This window comes from Serratia fonticola (assembly GCF_001006005.1).
Classification (GTDB): domain Bacteria; phylum Pseudomonadota; class Gammaproteobacteria; order Enterobacterales; family Enterobacteriaceae; genus Chania; species Chania fonticola.
Window position 1 is genome coordinate 994,488 of record NZ_CP011254.1, and the last position, 17,441, is coordinate 1,011,928.

The window sequence follows — 17,441 nt, forward strand, 5'->3', positions numbered from 1 at the left end:
GAGAGACATGCCATATGACCAGTGCAACTTTTTCCAAAATCAACTTGCCTGGTGTGCAAGAAAAAGAGATTGCCCAAAAAGGTTATCGAGATTTATCGGCGATGTTGGCAACAAAACTAGATATTCGCCACTTCTCGATCAGGGACGATGAGCAAAATGAACACTCTATTGAGGTTCCACCTTCTGCGGTGAAAATGCTCGTTGAGATACTAGGAGAACTAGCAAACGGGAACGCTGTTCAGGTTGTGCCCGTTCATGCGGAATTGACTACCCAAGAAGCCGCCAATTTACTTAATGTATCCAGGCCGCATGTTGTGAAAATGCTAGAAGAAGGCAAAATCGAATTCCATAAAACAGGGCGTCATCGCCGCATACGCTTTGCAGACCTTATGGCCTACAAAGAGCAGCGAGACATCGAAGCTGCTGCAGCAATGGATGAACTGACTCGTCTTTCACAGGATATGGATATCTATTAATGACGCATTCGCCTTACCCAGCAAGACTGCGACTAACCCGTTGATTATCACAAGGGGCGCAGCATGCAGCGCCCCTTGTAGTGAGCCGATTGAGTTAGCACTCTCAACCCCAAGCAATCAACCAATCTGCACCGAAAGCATGCTCAGCGCGGCCATTTCGATCCCATCGATCGGTACCGAGATCGGCTCTTTACCATCCCAGCCGCCCAACACATACAGCAACGGCAGATAATGCTCTGGCGTCGGGTTCGACAACGCTGCGCCTTCATGCTGCATAAAATTCACCAGCGGGTGATGTTCGCCCTGATAATCCAGGTTATCACGTACGTACTGGTTGAATGACTCCGCCCAAGGATACGGGCTGGTGTCACCCTGCCATTTCACCATGCGCAGGTTATGCACCACGTTGCCGCTGGCCACGATCATTATCCCACGATCGCGCAGCGCCGCCAGCTTACGGCCCAGCTCAAAATGGTATTCCGCTGGCTGAGTCCCATCGATGCTCAGTTGCACCACCGGGATATCAGCTTGCGGGTACATCTTGATCAGCACGCCCCAACTGCCGTGATCCAAACCCCATTCACTGGTATCGGCAATCACCTGCGCCGGGGCCAACAGGCTTTGCAGCTCTGCCGCCAGCTCTGGTGAACCCGGTGCCGGATACTGCGTATCAAACAGCGCCTGCGGGAAGCCGCCAAAATCGTGAATGGTTTTTGGATGTTCCATCGCCGTCACTGCCGTCCCACGAGTGTACCAGTGGGCAGACACAGCAACGATCGCCTTTGGCCGTGGCAATTGCTCACCCAACGCACGCCAGGCCTGGGTATAGCGGTTTTCTTCCAGCACGTTCATCGGGCTTCCGTGACCAAGAAAGAGTGCAGGCATACGAGAGGTGGTCATAAAATATCCTTGGTTAGCATGACAAGTGTTCTGCTGACTACATTACGCTGTTTGTCCTACCAAGGCAGCCGGATAACCCTGATGGTGATCTTCAAGAAATTTGAATGGCTGGAGCGATTGAAACCATCAGCCAAATCCACTCGATTTATGCTTTGGCTCTGTTAGTATCAGAAACTGATAAATATTATTGGCATACAAGGAGAATGCATGTCTGTACCGCTGATCCTGACCTTGTTAGCCGGGGGCGCTACCTTTGTCGGTGCCCTGCTCGGCATTATTGGCCAGAAGCCCTCCAACCGCCTGCTGGCGTTTGCGCTCGGCTTTGCCGCAGGGATTATGCTGTTAATTTCATTGATGGAAATGCTGCCCGCTGCGCTGCACACCGTCGGCATGTCACCCATGCTTGGCTACGGCATGTTTATGCTCGGGCTGTTAGGTTACTTTGCGCTGGATCGCATGCTGCCACACCAGCACCCGCAAGACCTGGTGCAAAAGCCCATCAAGCCCCATAACCTGAAACGCACCGCCATGCTGCTGACGCTCGGCATCAGCCTGCACAACTTCCCGGAAGGGATTGCCACCTTTGTCACCGCCAGCGCCGATCTGGAACTGGGGATGGGCATTGCGCTCGCGGTCGCCATCCACAATATTCCAGAAGGATTGGCAGTCGCCGGGCCGGTGTATGCAGCAACCGGCTCCAAAACTAAAGCGCTACTGTGGTCCGGGATCTCCGGGATGGCAGAAATTCTGGGTGGCGTACTGGCCTTCCTGGTGCTCGGCCCGATGGTTTCACCGGTGGTGATGGCGTCGATTATGGCTGCGGTAGCCGGGATTATGGTGGCGCTGTCGGTAGATGAATTGATGCCCTTGGCCAAAGAGATCGACCCACACAATAATCCAAGCTATGGCGTGCTGTGCGGCATGGCGGTGATGGGGTTTAGCCTGACGCTGTTGCAAAGCGGTGGCATCGGTTAAAGAATTTTTAGCACAAAAAAAGCCGCTTCATAAGCGGCTTTTTCATTTCAGTCAGCGACTTAGCTGGCTTTCTTTTCGTGCGACTGGCGGTAAGCCACCAGATCTTCGATAGTCAGCACCACCATGTCATGCTGCTTGGCAAAGGTGATCACTTCCGGCGCATGCGCCATGCTGCCGTCATCGTTAGTCAGCTCGCACAGCACGCCAGCGGGTTTGAAACCGGCCATTGAGACCAGATCGATGGTCGCTTCGGTGTGGCCACGGCGGTTCAATACGCCACCAGGCTGAGCACGCAGTGGGAACACGTGGCCAGGGCGGTTCAAATCGCTTGGCTTGGCACCGTCTGCAATGGCCGCACGGATGGTCGTCAGGCGATCGCCAGCCGATACGCCAGTGGTCACGCCCTGCGCCGCTTCAATCGTTACGGTAAAGGCGGTCTGGAACTGGCTGGAGTTGTTGGTGACCATCATCGGCAGCTCAAGCTGCTGGCGACGATCTTCAGTGATACACAGGCAAACAATGCCGCTACCGTGGCGAATGGTCAGTGCCATCTGCTCAACGGTCATGGTTTCTGCGGCGAAGATCATGTCACCTTCGTTTTCACGGTTTTCATCATCAAGCACCATTACACCGCGCCCGTTGCGCAGTGCATCAAGAGCGCGTTCAACGCGTTCTTCCGGCGTGCCGAAATCTGAAAGTAGAGTCTGATTCATGGTAAAAAACCTCATTAAAATTATGGATTACCAGAACCAGGGCGATCTTGAGGAGTGGCTATGCCAATAGCCAAAAAAATAACGCAAGCGGGGCATACGCCCGACAGGTGTCGTTACTCTCTCCCATCCGGACTATAACCGTCGGCCCCGGAATTACACCGGATCTGCTGACCTCTAACCCACTCCTGAGAGATAGGTTGAGCGCTCGCGGGCTTTCACCGTGAATGGTGATTTACCGCCGGTGGGGACTTGCACCCCGCCCTGAGAATAAGCATCTCGACTATAACCCCATCGCTTTAGTGTTTCAAGCCATCCGGTCGCGTAATGAGGGATCGCGCAGCAAACACGGTAATGGTTTATCCGGCGAGCAACTCGCATTACACTAGGCGTCAGCCACCAAATATCAGAAAGGGAAACGCCATGATTGACCCGAAAAAAATTGAACAGATCGCACGCCAGGTCCAAGAGTCGATGCCTAAAGGCGTACGTGAATTCGGGGAAGACGTTGAGAAAAAAATCCGTCAGGTGCTGCAAGCGCAGTTGACCCGTCTGGATCTGGTTAACCGCGAAGAATTTGACGTGCAGACTCAAGTCCTGCTGCGCACCCGTGAAAAGCTGGCATTGCTGGAACAGCGTCTGACCGAGCTGGAAGGCAAGCTGAACACCGCGCCGTTAGCCAAGCCAGCAGACGAATAAGTTGTTGTAAGGGGCGCATCAATGCGCCCTTATTACTTGGAGACCACCGCCTGCGTTTTACGCGGCAGCACCAGCCAAATCAGCACCAGCATCGCCAACGCATACAGGCTTTTCCAGCCGATAATCACCAGCAATGACAAGCACAACGCGGAGCCAACGATCGCCATCAACCGCGAACGCCCCTGCAAGATCCGCCAACCCGCCAACATACACAGCAGATAAATCAGCACGAAAATGCCATTGGCGTATACCAGCAGCGTATCCAGCGGCAGCTTCAGGGTATAGATCAGCAAAGTGAACAGCAGGCAGCAACCGACCACCGCGCTCAATGCATTGACCGGCACCTGGCCCGCAGAGAGTTTGGCTAAGCCGCTAGCAGGCTTTTCCTGGGCCTGAGACCAGACCAGGCGGGCAAAGCTCTGGGTGTAGATATTCACGCTGGCAAAACAGGCCAGATAGCCGATGATGCAGGCAATCCACAGCGCATGTTCGCCAAACAGTTGCACCACGATCCCCGGCAATGAAGCGGCCGCCGCCTGATGTTCGCCGTAAGCATGGAAGTGCAGCACCGCTACGGTACAGCCCCAATAGACCGCTCCCGCCACCAACAACCCGAGCATTAACGCACGTGGAAAGTCCCGCTCTGGATGGCGAAACTCGGTCGCCAGATGAGCAAATGCCTCCAGCCCGACAAAGCACCAGAAAATCACCGCCAACGCGTGGAACATATTAGGAGGAGAAATATCGCTGACCGCTGGCCATGGGATTTGGGATGGAGTAATACCGCCTTGCCACCAGATAGCCCCCACCAGAGCGATCACCAGAAGGGCAATCAAGGTCTGAATATTGGCACTGGAACCGGCGCTGCGTGTGCCAAGCAGCCAAATCACCACTAGCGTGACTATTTGCACCAGCAACAGGCCGTTGGCATCCCAACCAAAGGTGGCCTGCCAGAATCCTGCGGCGATTTGTAATGCGGCGGGCAAGCCCACGGGGATCACAGAGAGGAACAGCCAAGCGGTTACCTTTGCCATGCGTGGCCCAAAGGCCAGGCCGACAAAATGCGCTGCACCACCGGCGCTAGGGAAATGGCGTCCCAACGCCGCAAAAGCGATGGCGATCGGGAATACCAGCACAATCAGTATTGGCCAGGCCCACAGGCTATCGCCGCCCGCCACCTGCGCCGCTAATGCAGGGACGGCAAAGACCCCGGTGCCCAGCAGTGAAGTGGACAATAGCCCAACGCCCTGCGCTAAACTCAGCTCCTGCTTAAGTCCACTCACTGCAAACCACCCTGTTTACCCGTCGTCTTTCAAGCTGCAGCGTTGTTACCTGCGCTTACCCACCCCAGTCACTTACAAAAGTAAGCTCCTGGGGATGGGTAAGCTTGTCGCCGCTGTGCTGTACAGGGATGTACAAATGCCGCGAGTGCAGGGATGCACTGAGAGCGGCCAGCTTGAAATCCATAGGGTATAGATATACAGATAAAGTTAACCGCGCCCATCCTTGATGGCCTTGATGATGTTGGTGGTGGATAACCCATCTTCAAAGTTCAGTACCCGCACATCGCCACCGTTGGCCCAGACCTCGGCACTGCCGGCAATTTCATGCGGTTGGTAGTCGCCGCCCTTCACCAGTAAATCTGGCAGAACTTCGGCGATCAGGCGTTGCGGCGTATCTTCTTCAAACGGCACTACCCAGTCCACGGCACCCAGCGCGCCCAATACCACCATACGGTTTTCCAACAGGTTAACCGGGCGGGTTTCCCCTTTCAGGCGTTTGGTTGACGCATCGCTGTTCACTGCAACAATCAGGCGATCGCCCAATTTACGCGCATTCGCCAGGTACGAGACATGGCCTGCGTGCAGAATGTCGAAGATGCCGTTGGTCATCACCACTTTCTCGCCGCGTTGGCGCGCCTGCGCTACCGCTTTTTTCAGCTCGGCCTCGGTCATTACACCAAACCCGGTTTCGGCGCGGCCACGAATGGCGTTTTCCAGTTCGACTGGCGAGACGGTCGAGGTGCCCAACTTACCCACTACCACACCAGCGGCGGCGTTGGCCAGGAAGCATGACTCTTCCAGCGTATTACCCGCAGCCAGGGCGGCAGCCAGTACACCGATCACCGTATCACCGGCCCCGGTCACGTCGAACACTTCCTGCGCCTGAGTTGGCAGATGCAACGGCTCACGGCCCGGTTGCAGCAACGTCATCCCCTGCTCGGAACGGGTGATCAGCAATGCAGACAGTTCAAAGTCCGCCACCAGCTTCATCCCACGCGCCACCAGCTCTTCTTCGCTTTGGCAATGACCGACTACGGCTTCAAATTCGGACAGGTTTGGTGTCAGCAGCGTGGCGCCACGGTAACGTTCAAAATCGGTGCCTTTCGGGTCGATCAGTACCGGAACCTTCGCAGCACGTGCCAGCGCGATCATGCCCTGCACCTTGCTCAACGCGCCCTTGGCGTAATCCGACAGTACCAGTGCGCCAATCTGCGGCAATGCCTGCTGGATACGTTCCATGATTGGCTGCGGATCGACGTTGGAGAAACCTTCCTCGAAGTCCAGGCGGATCAGCTGTTGGTTACGGGAAAGTACACGCAGCTTGGTGATGGTTGGATGCGTAGGCACCGAGACAAAGTCACAACGCACGTTAACTTCGTTGAGCTTGGCGCTCAGCGCACGCGCCGCGTCGTCGATCCCCGTCAGGCCCACCAGGCGTGAATTAGCACCCAACGAGGCGATGTTCATCGCGACGTTAGCCGCACCACCGGGACGCTCTTCGATGGTTTCAACCTTGACCACCGGCACCGGCGCTTCCGGTGAAATTCGGCTGGTCGGCCCATACCAATAGCGATCCAACATGACGTCACCAACCACCAACACACCGGCGCGGCGAAAATCAGGTAGTGTAACTTTCATCCGATAACTCCAAACAAGTCATAAAAATAAATTCGGCAGATATTAGCATAATAGCCTGCAATACCCGTAAAAACTGCCAACCAGCGCAATGCTTCAGCAAACGATACGTCTCCCTCACCCCAACCCTCTCCCCAAGGAGAGGGAGCTGGTACGGAGTTGCTGTCAGGTACCGGGGTCTATCTTTGACACGTTAAATCCGCCCTCCCTGATGGAGCTACAGCCAAATGACAGAGCCAAGTTGTGGCATGGACGATCTCCTCACCCCAAGGAGAGGAAGCTGGTAGCCCCTGCTCGTTTGGCACTAAAGCGATAACCTCAACAAACTCGATCGCCTCCTAAGCCAGGATGAGTCACTATAATTTCAAACCACACTCGATCGGTCCCCTCTCCCTGTGGGAGGGTTAGGGTGAGGGAACACATATGCCTCCCTCAGCCCAGCCATTTGCTCCAACTGACACGCACCTGCTCACGCTCGGCAGCAAACAGCTCACTGCTGACTTTGCTGGAGTGTTCCTGTAACGCCAGATGGTGGATCTCATCACGCATGGTGACATAGGCCTGGGTCAACGCCCGGGCCTCGTCTTCCGGCATGATGTCGTAATTGGCCATCAGCTCAAAGATACGCACGTTATCCGACCAACGCGTCAGGCGCGGTTCGCCCGCGGCATAACCTAAGACCAGGTATTGGGCAATAAATTCGATATCGGTGATCCCGCCTTCGTCCGCTTTGATATCAAACAGATCGCGCTGTTTGCTGCCCAGATGGTTGCGCATTTTCTCGCGCATTTCACGCACCTCCTGCTGCAGCTTATTCACTTCACGCGGTTTGCACAAAATTTCGCGGCGGATCGCATCGAACTGCTGATGCAGCGCCGGATCGCCATACACAATGCGCGCCCGCACCAGGGCCTGATGCTCCCAGGTCCAGGCTTCGTTACGCTGATAATCGGCAAAGGCTTCGACGGTGCTGACCAACATCCCGGCAGCACCGGAAGGACGCAGACGGGCATCCACCTCATAGAGAATGCCGGAAGAGGTGCGGGTGCTGAACAGATGCATCACCCGCTGTGCCAGACGCAGATAGAACTGGCGTCCATCGATGCAGCGATCGCCATCCGTCATTACGTCTGGTGGACAATCCAGCAAGAACACCAGGTCGAGATCCGAGCTGTAACCTAGCTCCCAGCCCCCCAGCTTCCCGTAGCCGATCACCGCGAACCCTAACCCCTCCCGCTCATGCAGATGGGTCGGTTGGCCGTAGCGCGCGACCATGTCTTTCCACGCCTGCTGCACCACTGCATCAATGATCGCCTCGGCCAGATAGGTTAAGTGATCGCTCACTTTCATTACCGGCAACGCCTCGGCGATATCCGCAGCGGCAATGCGCAAGTGCTGTGCCTGCTTGAACTGCCGCAACGCTTCCAACTGCTGTTCTTCATCGTCTTCCGGCACCCGCAGGCGATATTGGCGCAGTTCGCTACGATAGGCATCCGGGGCCACCGGTTGGTACAGCGTGGCCGGATCCAACAGCTCGTCGAGCAACAGCGGGTAACGTGCCAGTTGGCTGGCCACCATCGGAGATGCAGCACAAAGGCGGATCAGGTGGCTGAGAGCGGCATGGTATTCCACCAGCAGCTCAAGGTAGGTAGTTCGGGTCACGATGCTGAGCAACAGCTGAGTAAGTCGCGTCAGAGCCGTGGCCGCGTCCACGCGCGAACACACTTCGGCCAGCAAGCGTGGCATCAGTTGATCCAGCACGTCACGGCCACGCGGGCCAATGGTACGTTTGTCCACGTCGTGGCGGAAGTCGGCGATGGATCGCAACATCTGCCGCCGCGCTTCTTCGTCCAGATGGGGCGTCAGTGGCGCTAGCTCGTTCTCGTCCAGCGCATCCTGCCACAGGCTGTGATAATGCTGGTAGTTGGGATCTTCGCCTACGTCTGGGCTATCGTCGCCGATCAGGTCATCAAATACCGCACGGACCTGGTGCATATGCTCTTCCAGCACCGCCATCAACGACGGCCAGTCTGGCTGGTCCATTCCCCAGGCCAGGCGCGCCTGATCCAGCTCGTCCTGCGGTAAGGTTTGCGTCTGCTGGTCGGCAATCGCCTGCAACAGATTCTCCAGACGCCGCAGGAACAGATAACCGTCACTCAGCTCAGCAACCTGCTGCGCAGTCAACAACCCCAGTTCACCAACCGCCTGCAACGTCGGCAGCAGTGAGCGCCCCTGCAAACTGGGCTCACGCCCGCCACGGATCAGTTGGAACACTTGGGTGATAAATTCGATTTCGCGGATGCCACCGGCACCCAGCTTGATGTTGTCCTTCAGCCCCCGCCGCCGCACTTCGCGGGCAATCATGCCCTTCATATTACGCAGCGACTGGATCACGCTGAAATCGATATAGCGACGGAACACGAATGGCCGCAATGTCTTACGCAGCTCCTGGCTGTAGGCATCTTCATGCCCTCCCATCAGGCGCGCCTTGACCATCGCATAACGTTCCCAATCGCGCCCCTGCTCCTGGTAATAATCTTCCAGCGCTGCGAAGCTCATCACCAGCGGGCCGCTATCGCCAAACGGCCGCAGACGCATATCGACGCGGTAGACAAAGCCGTCGATGGTTTGCTGATCCAACGCTTTGATCAGCCGTTGCCCCAGGCGGGTAAAGAATTGGGCGTTATCCAGCTCACGCCGCCCGCCTTGGGTGTGGCCGTTTTCCGGATAGGCAAAGATCAGATCGATATCAGAGGAGAAATTCAGTTCGCCACCGCCGAGTTTGCCCATCCCCAGGATTAGCAAAGGCTGTGGCACGCCATCGGCATTGCAAGGCGTGCCCCACTCGCGGCAACAGGTTTGATAGAGCCAGTCACGGGCGCTGACGATCAGCGTTTCTGCCAGAGCACTCAGCTGCTGTAGCGTTTCCTGCGTGGTACATAGCTGCAGAGCCTGCGCCCAGGCAATGCGCACCAGGCTCTCACGGCGGAACAGACGGAGCACACGCATTAACTGCGCTTCTTCCTGCACCTCTTCAAGCTCATCCTGCAACCAGGCGGCATAGTGCTGCCACTCATCGGCCACCGGCGGCTGCTGGCGTAACGTTACCAACCATTCAGGATGGCCGAGCAACATGTCGCTGACAAAATCACTCGAGGCCAGAACGCTTTGTTCTGCGGCGCTGAGCATCAACTCCGCGCCCTGAGTTTCCTGAAATCGCTGCACGATGTTCTGTGCCTGAAGCTGTAACGCAGCAGAGAGTGGCAACATAGTGAATGACCCGTTCTGTGGCCTGCAGCCCGGCAGACCCGCTGGAGTTAACGAACCGCGCCGTTTAACCAGAATGGCGCATGGGATAATGCCTGTTTGCGGCTGGCTTCGTACCAACCCTGACGACGCTCGGCAATGGCTGATTGCAGTTCGCGCCAGCTGTCGATATACGGCCCAGTTTCGCTATCCGGATAGGCACCAGAAAGCAGGATAAACGCCAGCACCTGGCGCGTCAGACGGGGCAGTTGCTCTTGATATTCATCTTCATTCAGGGTGCGCGTAAAGGCTTCTTTCAGCTCTGAAGCGCTACGGCCCAGCATGATGTCGCTAAAACGCTTGAATGAACCATCCAGCTTGGCCTGCGATTTGGCATCGATAAATGGCCGCCATGCACCGGTGATCAACCACGATGTGAGTGCCAACTTACATTGCAGATACTCCGTGCCATAGCACAGCTCCTGCGGCTGGGTGGTTTTATCCACCAGCAAAGGCTCCAAAGCCGTCAGCCGAGCGCGCAGATCGGTGCTTGCCTTGCGCGGAACCAATCCGCCAAAGATCACCAACGCCTGGCGGATCAGGCCGATCGCTTCCATTACCGCGCGACGTGCCTGCTTGTCGCCACGCAGCCACAGCTCTTCGTGATACTGCCAATGGCTCAGCGCCAGCTCGAAAGCGGCCACCATGCCCTGTTCTACCGTGGATTTAGGGGCTGGCTTCAACACGCTCAATGGGCGTAATTCACGTTCGGCATTGCCCTGCGCCAGATGATAGCCGCGAGCCGCTTTGCTGAGGCTGCCCTGGCGTAAACCACCCTGTTCCGCCAATGCGGTGGCCAATGCCAGCAAATCAGCGGTCTCACCGCTTTTCAGCTCAAGCTCCAGCTCGCATAACGGTTCAGCCAGTTCACCCGCGCGCACTTCACCCTGGTCGAGGCCAATCTCGATCTCGCTTGCGCCGTAAGTGACCACCCACTTTTCACGTACAAAGTCGGTGCGGAACAGCGGCTGCAACGCCTTTTGCAGCGGAGCCAATTTACAGCCCTCCGGCCAGATATCCGCCGGGAATTTTTTCAGCGCCAGCGCGGGTTTGGCGATGGCGACGTTATATTCCGGCCGCTGGTGCAACCCACCCACCACCGAACCGGCGGTTTTGATGGTCATTTCATAGCTATCGTCAAAACCGCGGATACGCAGGCCCATATCATGGTTGCGCAGGAAGTTGTCGGCGGTTTCATAGTAGATATTGGTCAGCTTCTGCGGCGCAGAATGCTGATTGGGCCAGGCGGCAATACGCTCCGGTAGGCTGGCAATCGCTGCGGGGGAAACAATAAACTTCAGTTCTATTTCAACGCTCATAGTTCTTTTACACCAATAGGTTAGGCATTCGCGTGAGTGTTCACGGCGGCGGAGTCTGCCGGCCGCACTCAGCCCGACGACGCACAGTGAGAGTATCTTACCGCGATTCCCCCTGACTTGACTCTGCCAACTGCAGAAAAAACCTGTTACGTTATAGAATGCTGCGCAACTGACGGGATTTAGCATAGTAAGATAGTTCCCATTCCGGTTTTGGCGTTGCGCCGTCAGACTGAACGCTCTACTATCGTTCCATAAATCCACGCAGAAACGATGACATAATGCAGAAATTACGCCTGATTTGCCTTGCCGTGCTAAGTTTTAGCATCACTTGGGGCGCACATGCCGAAGATAAACGCTATATCTCCGATGAATTAAATACTTATGTCCATAGCGGCCCAGGTAACCAATACCGTATCGTCGGCACCTTGAATGCCGGTGAAGAAGTCACGCTGTTGAGCGTCAACGACAGCACCAGCTACGGCCAGATCCGCGATTCCAAAGGACGCAGCGTCTGGATCCCGCTGGATCAGCTGAGCCAGACGCCAAGCCTGCGCACCCAAGTGCCAGAGCTGGAACAGCAGGTGAAAACCCTGACCGACAAGCTGGCCAATATTGATAATAGCTGGAACCAGCGCACCGCCGAAATGCAGCAGAAAGTGGCCGCCAGCGACAGCACCATCAGCGGCCTGCAGCAGGAAAACCAGGATCTGAAAAATCAGCTGGTTGTGGCGCAGAAGAAGGTGAACGCGGTGAATCTGCAACTTGATGACAAACAGCGCACCATTATTCTGCAATGGTTTATGTACGGCGGCGGCGTTGCCGGCGTTGGTTTGCTGCTCGGTCTGCTGTTGCCGCACCTGATCCCACGTCGCAAGAATAATCGCTGGATGAACTGATTGCTGTTCCGCCAGTTTAAGCGCCTACGGGCGCTTTTTTATTGCCTGGCGCATCCGCAGCCCAATTGATGTAATCTGATCAAACGAACCACCTATATATACCCTATGGATTTCAAGCTGCAGCTAGGCGACAAGCTTGTTCATCCCCAGGAGCTTACTTTTGTAAGTGACTGGGGTGGACAAGCGCAGGTAACAACGCTGCAGCTTGAAAGACGACGGGTATACCGCATTTAGGAGTTGAACCGTGAAAACTTACCTGGTCGGCGGTGCCGTCCGTGACACCCTGCTCAACTTACCGGTAGTGGATCACGACTGGGTGGTGGTCGGCGCAACGCCTGCCGATCTGTTGGCTCTTGGCTATCAGCAGGTGGGTAAAGACTTCCCGGTATTCCTCAACCCGCAAACTCATGAGGAATATGCGCTGGCCCGCACCGAACGTAAATCCGGCCAGGGTTACACCGGATTTACCTGCTACGCCGCCCCGGACGTGACACTGGAAGAGGATCTGCTGCGGCGCGATCTCACCATCAACGCCATGGCGCGGGGTGATGATGGAGTATTGGTTGACCCCTATAACGGCAAGGCCGATCTCGACGCCCGCCTGCTGCGCCATGTCTCCGACGCTTTTGGCGAAGATCCGCTGCGAGTGTTACGCGTGGCGCGCTTTGCCGCTCGCTTTGCCTCCCTGGGCTTTACCGTTGCCCCTGAAACCAGCGCGCTGATGCAGCAGATGGCCGAAAGCGGTGAACTGGCCTCCCTGACGGCGGAGCGCGTGTGGAAAGAGACCGAGAAGGCGTTACAGAGTCAGAGCCCGCAGGTGTATTTCCAGGTGCTACGCGACTGCGGAGCGTTGAAAGTGCTGTTCCCGGAAATCGACGCCCTGTTTGGCGTACCAGCCCCAGAGAAATGGCACCCGGAAATTGATACCGGCGTACACACGCTGATGACGCTGGCGATTGCCACCCAGCTCAGCCCCGAGGTAGATATCCGTTTCTCAGCGCTGTGCCACGATCTTGGTAAAGGCCTCACGCCGCAAGAACTCTGGCCACACCACTATGGCCATGGCCCTGCGGGCGTCAGGCTGGTAGAGAAGCTTTGCCAACGGCTGCGTGTGCCTAATCCAGTACGTGAGCTGGCGAAGCTGGTGGCGGAGTACCACGACCTGATCCACACGGTTAATAAACTGCGGCCAGAAACGCTGTTAAAACTGTTTGATGCCATCGACGTGTGGCGTAAACCGCAGCGGCTAGAGCAGATGATCCTCACCAGCGAAGCCGATGCCCGCGGGCGTACCGGTTTTGAAAACAACCCTTATCCACAAGGCGATTACCTGCGCCAGGCCTATCAGGTCGCCAACGCGGTTTCGGTCAAAGAGGTGGTGGAAAGTGGCCTGCAAGGACTGGCGATCCGCGACGAGGTCAAACGCCGCCGTCAGCAGGCGCTGGCGGATTGGAAGAAACAGCAGGAACCTCAGTCTTAAGTAAAACGGGCGCAGCATGCGCCCCTACCTATCCCTCCAGCACCAACGAATCACGGCTGATTTCAGCGATACTTTTCGCCCCCGTGAGCGTCATCGCTACGCACATCTCTTTTTTGATCAATGCGAGCAGGTTTTCCACCCCAGCCTGGCCTGCAGTCGCCAGCGCATAGAGATAAGCGCGCCCAAGCAGCACACTGTCCGCCCCAAGCGCGATCATGCGTACCACGTCTAATCCGCTGCGTATCCCGCTGTCTGCCAGGATGGTGATATCCCCTTTCACCGCGTCGGCAATCATCGGCAGCGCACGGGCAGAGGAGAGCACCCCATCCAGTTGCCGACCACCGTGGTTAGAAACCACAATGCCGTCGGCGCCAAAGCGTACAGCATCACGTGCATCGTCGGCGTCGAGAATGCCCTTTATCACCATCGGCCCCTGCCAGAAATCACGGATCCATTCCAAATCACTCCATGAAATCGAAGGGTCAAAGTTGGCCCCCAACCACCCGATATAATCTTCTAATCCGGTGGGCTTTCCGAGGTAAAAGGAAATATTCCCCAGATCGTGCGGACGCCCATTCAGGCCAACATCCCACGCCCAGGCAGGATGGGTAACGGCTTGCCAATACCGCCGTTGGGCAGCATAGGGGCCACTCATTGCCGAATGCGCATCGCGGTAACGGGCGCCTGGTGTCGGCATATCCACGGTGAAGACCAAGGTGGTACAGCCCGCGGCTTTCGCCCGCTCCAAGGCATTACGCATGAATCCACGATCTTTCAACACATACAGTTGAAACCACATGGGCCGCTTGATGGCCGGCGCCACCTCTTCGATTGGGCACACCGATACGGTGGAAAGCGTAAACGGAATGCCTTGTTGCTCTGCGGCGCGCGCGGCCTGCACCTCACCACGGCGAGCATACATGCCACACAACCCTACCGGACCAAGGACGACGGGCATCGCCAAAGTTTCGTTGAACAGTTTGGTTTCCAGACTGAGCGCCGACATGTTCTTAAGAACACGCTGTCTCAATGCGACCTGAGCCAGATCTTCCACGTTACGCCGTAAAGTGTGTTCGGCATAAGCGCCGCCATCGATGTAGTGAAACAGAAACGGCGGCAGTTTACGTTGCGCCGCTGCGCGATAGTCCGTGGCTGCTGAGATAATCATCAAGCGATCTTCCTTGTTACAGTGAATTGTCATCAGGAAGGCGGGTAATTCGCGCCTGCCTGGCCTCATCTTCATGCAGATTCTTAATGGTGGAATGAACGAATCCCAGGTGAGATTTTGCCGCTTTACCCGCCCGTTCAGGATCGCCTGCCAGGATCGCCAGCAGCAGTTCCTCGTGCTGTTCAGTCAGCCGGGTGAAGATCGTCGGCTGGGTGTACATACGCTGGCGACTATGCATGACGGAGGAGCGCATTAAATCGAAAAAGCCGCGCATGGTTTGCAGTAACACCACGTTGTGTGAAGCCTCGGCAATCGCCAAATGGAAGCGCACATCCGCCTGAGCGGCAAGTTCAGGATGATCGCTCTCCTGAAGCGCTAACATGGCGTCAAAGCAAGCCTGTAGCTTTTCTTTGTCTGCGGCGGTGGCTCGCATTGCCGCGTGCCAGGCGGTGCTGGCCTCAATGGCGTGGCGAGCTTCCAGAATGTCATAACGATAGTCAGGATCGTCGGTAACCAAGGTTCTCAGCGGTTCCACGATGCATTGCTCCGACCAGGGGGAAAGCTCGTCGCAGACATAGGTTCCACCGCCACGTCGGCTGATGAGCATTTTTTCACCAACCAGCTTTTGAATCGCCTCACGCAAAGAGGAACGCGAGACGCCCAACTCGTTGGCCAACTGGCGCTCGGCGGGCAAGCGCATCCCCATTTCCAGTTGGCGTTCGCGGATCATCACCTTGATACGCTCAACCAAACGATCGGACGAGCATAGTGGATCAGTGGGTTGAAGATTTGCAGTCATGGGATCATCCAGGTCAGCCAGTAAGCCTGAAGCGTAGTAATAACCCCCACCATACAGGTGAAGATCAGGCTGTGTTTTACCGTAAAGCGGAACAGGTCAGACTCTTTCCCCACCAACCCCACGGCAGCACAGGCAATCGCGATAGACTGTGGTGAGATCATTTTGCCTGTCACTCCACCGGTGGTGTTAGCCGCAACCAACAGCACATCCGAAACGCCGATCTGCTGGGCGGTGGTGGCTTGCAGAGCGGCGAACAACGCGTTGGACGAAGTGTCTGAGCCGGTCAGGAACACGCCCAACCAGCCAAGGAACGGTGAGAAAAAGGTGAACGCGCTGCCGGTATGCGCCAATGCCAGTGCCAACGTTGCCGACAGGCCGGAATAGTTGGAAATAAAGGCAAAGGCTAACACCATGCCAATGGAATAAATGGGCAGCATCAACGCCTTTAGCGTTTCAGCCAGCGTGATGAGCGCGTCTTTGGGCTTCATGCGCAGGTAAATCACAGAGGCGATCGCAGCAACCATAATGGCGGTGCCGGTGGCAGAGAACCAGTCAAGTTTGAAAACGGCGACATAAGGCGTGATGTTTGCCACCACCGGCGGCATTTTGGCCACCAGCTTATCCAGAAAAGGTACCGGAATAGAGAACACCCAATCGTATAGCGACCCACCTTGCGCGAACAGCGCTTTAAACGGCGGGATGCTCCACAGGGTGACCGTAGCGGTCAGAAAAATAAACGGCATCCAGGCGCGAATAATCTGCCCTAAAGCATAGTGCTGCTGCACCAGCGTTTGGTCGACGACCGCCCCCTCGGCATTATCAAAACGGAACAGGCGTTTTGGCTGCCAAACGCGCAGAAACAGCGTCAGGCATACCAGTGAAACCAGCGAGGAGATGATGTCTGGCAACTCTGGCCCAAGAAAGTTGGAGCTGAGATACTGCGCCAAGGCAAAGCTTCCCCCCGCCACGGCCACCGCAGGCCAGGTTTCTTTAATGCCGCGCCAGCCATCCATAATCGCCATGATCCAGAACAGCACGATAATCGTCAGGAACGGCAATTGGCGCCCGACCATCTGGCCGATTTCAAAGCTGTCCAACCCGGTCACCTGGCCCGCAACGATAATCGGGATGCCCATAGCGCCGAAAGCCACCGGGGCGGTGTTGACGATCAGACACAGCCCTGCGGCATACAAAGGATTGAACCCCAGCCCAACCAACAAGGCAGCGGTAATGGCTACCGGTGCGCCAAACCCGGCGGCACCTTCCAGAAAGGCACCAAAACAGAAGCCGACGATCAGCATCTGTAAACGTTGGTCGGGAGTGATAGAGAGAATGGAGGAGCGGATGATGTCAAACTGCCCGGTCTTCACCGAAATCTGGTAGACAAATACTGCGGCAATAATGATCCAGGCTATCGGCCACAGCCCGTAGAAAAAACCATAAACCACCGCAGCAAGCGCTCGGTCAATGGGCATCCGGTAGAGGAATAACGCCACCAGCAAAGCTATCCCAACGGTTAACGTTGCTGCAATATGCCCCTTGAGCTTCAGTTTAATCAGCGCCAAGAAAAAAAACGCAATGGGCAGCGCCGCGATCGCACTTGATAGCCAGATATTGCCAATGGGATCATAAACTTGTTGCCAGACTTCCATGTAGATAACTCCCGCGATTATTCACATACTCCTCCGCTTAATGGGTCGTACCAACAGGGCGAAGTCATATAATTGATAACCGATAGTTAACTTACTGTTAAAAACATGCAATGTGTCTGTTTGGGTTTTTGCCGTTTATGTGC

14 protein-coding genes and 1 riboswitch are annotated in these 17,441 nt (G+C 56.1%); of the genes, 5 read left to right on the top strand and 9 right to left on the bottom strand.

Going from position 1 to position 17,441, the window contains the following annotated elements; translation table 11 throughout:
* The first annotated feature begins 14 nt into the window (after positions 1-14).
* Complete coding sequence (locus tag WN53_RS04295) at positions 15-476, top strand: helix-turn-helix domain-containing protein (protein WP_024483048.1); 462 nt, start codon at positions 15-17, stop codon at positions 474-476.
* Between the two features lie 117 nt (positions 477-593).
* Here WN53_RS04295 and ygiD read toward each other — a convergent pair whose 3' ends face one another.
* Entirely contained in the window at positions 594-1,376 is a 783-nt protein-coding gene (ygiD, locus tag WN53_RS04300; RefSeq protein WP_024483049.1) for a 4,5-DOPA-extradiol-dioxygenase, read from the bottom strand.
* 207 nt (positions 1,377-1,583) lie between these two features.
* On the opposite strand from ygiD, the gene zupT reads away from it, so the two are divergent.
* Positions 1,584-2,351, top strand: a complete 768-nt coding sequence (gene zupT, locus WN53_RS04305; protein ID WP_021806868.1) for a zinc transporter ZupT — start codon at positions 1,584-1,586, stop codon at positions 2,349-2,351.
* A gap of 59 nt (positions 2,352-2,410) precedes the next feature.
* Here the strand turns inward: zupT and ribB are convergent, their stop codons facing one another.
* A complete protein-coding gene (gene ribB, locus WN53_RS04310) occupies positions 2,411-3,064 on the bottom strand; it encodes a 3,4-dihydroxy-2-butanone-4-phosphate synthase (protein ID WP_024483050.1) in 654 nt (217 codons plus the stop codon).
* Positions 3,065-3,175: 111 nt separating this feature from the next.
* Positions 3,176-3,337, bottom strand: a riboswitch (FMN riboswitch).
* Between the two features lie 147 nt (positions 3,338-3,484).
* Between ribB and ubiK the strand changes: the two genes are divergently transcribed.
* Positions 3,485-3,760, top strand: a complete 276-nt coding sequence (gene ubiK / locus WN53_RS04315; RefSeq protein ID WP_024483051.1) for a ubiquinone biosynthesis accessory factor UbiK — start codon at positions 3,485-3,487, stop codon at positions 3,758-3,760.
* Positions 3,761-3,792: 32 nt separating this feature from the next.
* On the opposite strand, the gene yjeH is transcribed toward ubiK, so the two are convergent.
* From yjeH to WN53_RS04335, 4 genes are all read right to left on the bottom strand, one after another.
* Positions 3,793-5,043 (bottom strand): L-methionine/branched-chain amino acid transporter, encoded by a 1,251-nt coding sequence (gene yjeH / locus WN53_RS04320; protein ID WP_024483052.1) that lies wholly within the window; start codon positions 5,041-5,043, stop codon positions 3,793-3,795.
* A 207-nt stretch (positions 5,044-5,250) separates the two neighbouring features.
* Positions 5,251-6,681, bottom strand: coding sequence for a bifunctional D-glycero-beta-D-manno-heptose-7-phosphate kinase/D-glycero-beta-D-manno-heptose 1-phosphate adenylyltransferase HldE (gene hldE / locus WN53_RS04325; protein ID WP_024483053.1), 1,431 nt, complete (start codon positions 6,679-6,681; stop codon positions 5,251-5,253).
* 429 nt (positions 6,682-7,110) lie between these two features.
* The gene (glnE, locus tag WN53_RS04330; protein WP_024483054.1) at positions 7,111-9,948 is read right to left on the bottom strand and encodes a bifunctional [glutamate--ammonia ligase]-adenylyl-L-tyrosine phosphorylase/[glutamate--ammonia-ligase] adenylyltransferase; all 2,838 of its coding nucleotides are present in this window, start codon (positions 9,946-9,948) and stop codon (positions 7,111-7,113) included.
* Between the two features lie 47 nt (positions 9,949-9,995).
* Positions 9,996-11,303, bottom strand: coding sequence for a CYTH domain-containing protein (locus WN53_RS04335; RefSeq protein ID WP_024483055.1), 1,308 nt, complete (start codon positions 11,301-11,303; stop codon positions 9,996-9,998).
* Between the two features lie 278 nt (positions 11,304-11,581).
* Here WN53_RS04335 and WN53_RS04340 point away from each other — a divergent pair, with 278 nt between their 5' ends.
* Positions 11,582-12,199 carry a TIGR04211 family SH3 domain-containing protein gene (locus WN53_RS04340; RefSeq protein ID WP_021179496.1) on the top strand — a complete coding sequence of 206 codons (618 nt, stop codon included), beginning with the start codon at positions 11,582-11,584 and terminating at the stop codon, positions 12,197-12,199.
* 244 nt (positions 12,200-12,443) lie between these two features.
* Positions 12,444-13,679, top strand: a complete 1,236-nt coding sequence (locus WN53_RS04345) for a multifunctional CCA addition/repair protein (RefSeq protein ID WP_024483056.1) — start codon at positions 12,444-12,446, stop codon at positions 13,677-13,679.
* A 28-nt stretch (positions 13,680-13,707) separates the two neighbouring features.
* Here WN53_RS04345 and lldD read toward each other — a convergent pair whose 3' ends face one another.
* Genes lldD through lldP form a run of 3 tightly spaced genes read right to left on the bottom strand, consistent with a single transcriptional unit; the run spans position 13,708 to position 17,298 of the window.
* Complete coding sequence (gene lldD / locus WN53_RS04350) at positions 13,708-14,847, bottom strand: FMN-dependent L-lactate dehydrogenase LldD (RefSeq protein WP_037411338.1); 1,140 nt, start codon at positions 14,845-14,847, stop codon at positions 13,708-13,710.
* Positions 14,848-14,863: 16 nt separating this feature from the next.
* Positions 14,864-15,646 (bottom strand): transcriptional regulator LldR, encoded by a 783-nt coding sequence (lldR, locus tag WN53_RS04355; RefSeq protein ID WP_037411340.1) that lies wholly within the window; start codon positions 15,644-15,646, stop codon positions 14,864-14,866.
* Complete coding sequence (gene lldP, locus WN53_RS04360) at positions 15,643-17,298, bottom strand: L-lactate permease (protein WP_024483057.1); 1,656 nt, start codon at positions 17,296-17,298, stop codon at positions 15,643-15,645. Before lldP ends, lldR begins: the two co-directional genes overlap by 4 nt.
* Positions 17,299-17,441 lie beyond the last annotated feature (143 nt).

Excerpts from the sequence above, each read along its gene's own strand:
- hldE (WP_024483053.1), bottom strand. The coding sequence starts at position 6,681 with ATGAAAGTTACACTACCTGATTTTCGCCGCGCCGGTGTGTTGGTGGTT.
- ygiD (WP_024483049.1), bottom strand. The coding sequence starts at position 1,376 with ATGACCACCTCTCGTATGCCTGCACTCTTTCTTGGTCACGGAAGCCCG.
- lldD (WP_037411338.1), bottom strand. The coding sequence starts at position 14,847 with ATGATTATCTCAGCAGCCACGGACTATCGCGCAGCGGCGCAACGTAAA.
- lldR (WP_037411340.1), bottom strand. The coding sequence starts at position 15,646 with ATGACTGCAAATCTTCAACCCACTGATCCACTATGCTCGTCCGATCGT.
- WN53_RS04335 (WP_024483055.1), bottom strand. The coding sequence starts at position 11,303 with ATGAGCGTTGAAATAGAACTGAAGTTTATTGTTTCCCCCGCAGCGATT.
- WN53_RS04295 (WP_024483048.1), top strand. The coding sequence starts at position 15 with ATGACCAGTGCAACTTTTTCCAAAATCAACTTGCCTGGTGTGCAAGAA.
- ribB (WP_024483050.1), bottom strand. The coding sequence starts at position 3,064 with ATGAATCAGACTCTACTTTCAGATTTCGGCACGCCGGAAGAACGCGTT.
- WN53_RS04340 (WP_021179496.1), top strand. The coding sequence starts at position 11,582 with ATGCAGAAATTACGCCTGATTTGCCTTGCCGTGCTAAGTTTTAGCATC.
- glnE (WP_024483054.1), bottom strand. The coding sequence starts at position 9,948 with ATGTTGCCACTCTCTGCTGCGTTACAGCTTCAGGCACAGAACATCGTG.
- ubiK (WP_024483051.1), top strand. The coding sequence starts at position 3,485 with ATGATTGACCCGAAAAAAATTGAACAGATCGCACGCCAGGTCCAAGAG.
- zupT (WP_021806868.1), top strand. The coding sequence starts at position 1,584 with ATGTCTGTACCGCTGATCCTGACCTTGTTAGCCGGGGGCGCTACCTTT.
- lldP (WP_024483057.1), bottom strand. The coding sequence starts at position 17,298 with ATGGAAGTCTGGCAACAAGTTTATGATCCCATTGGCAATATCTGGCTA.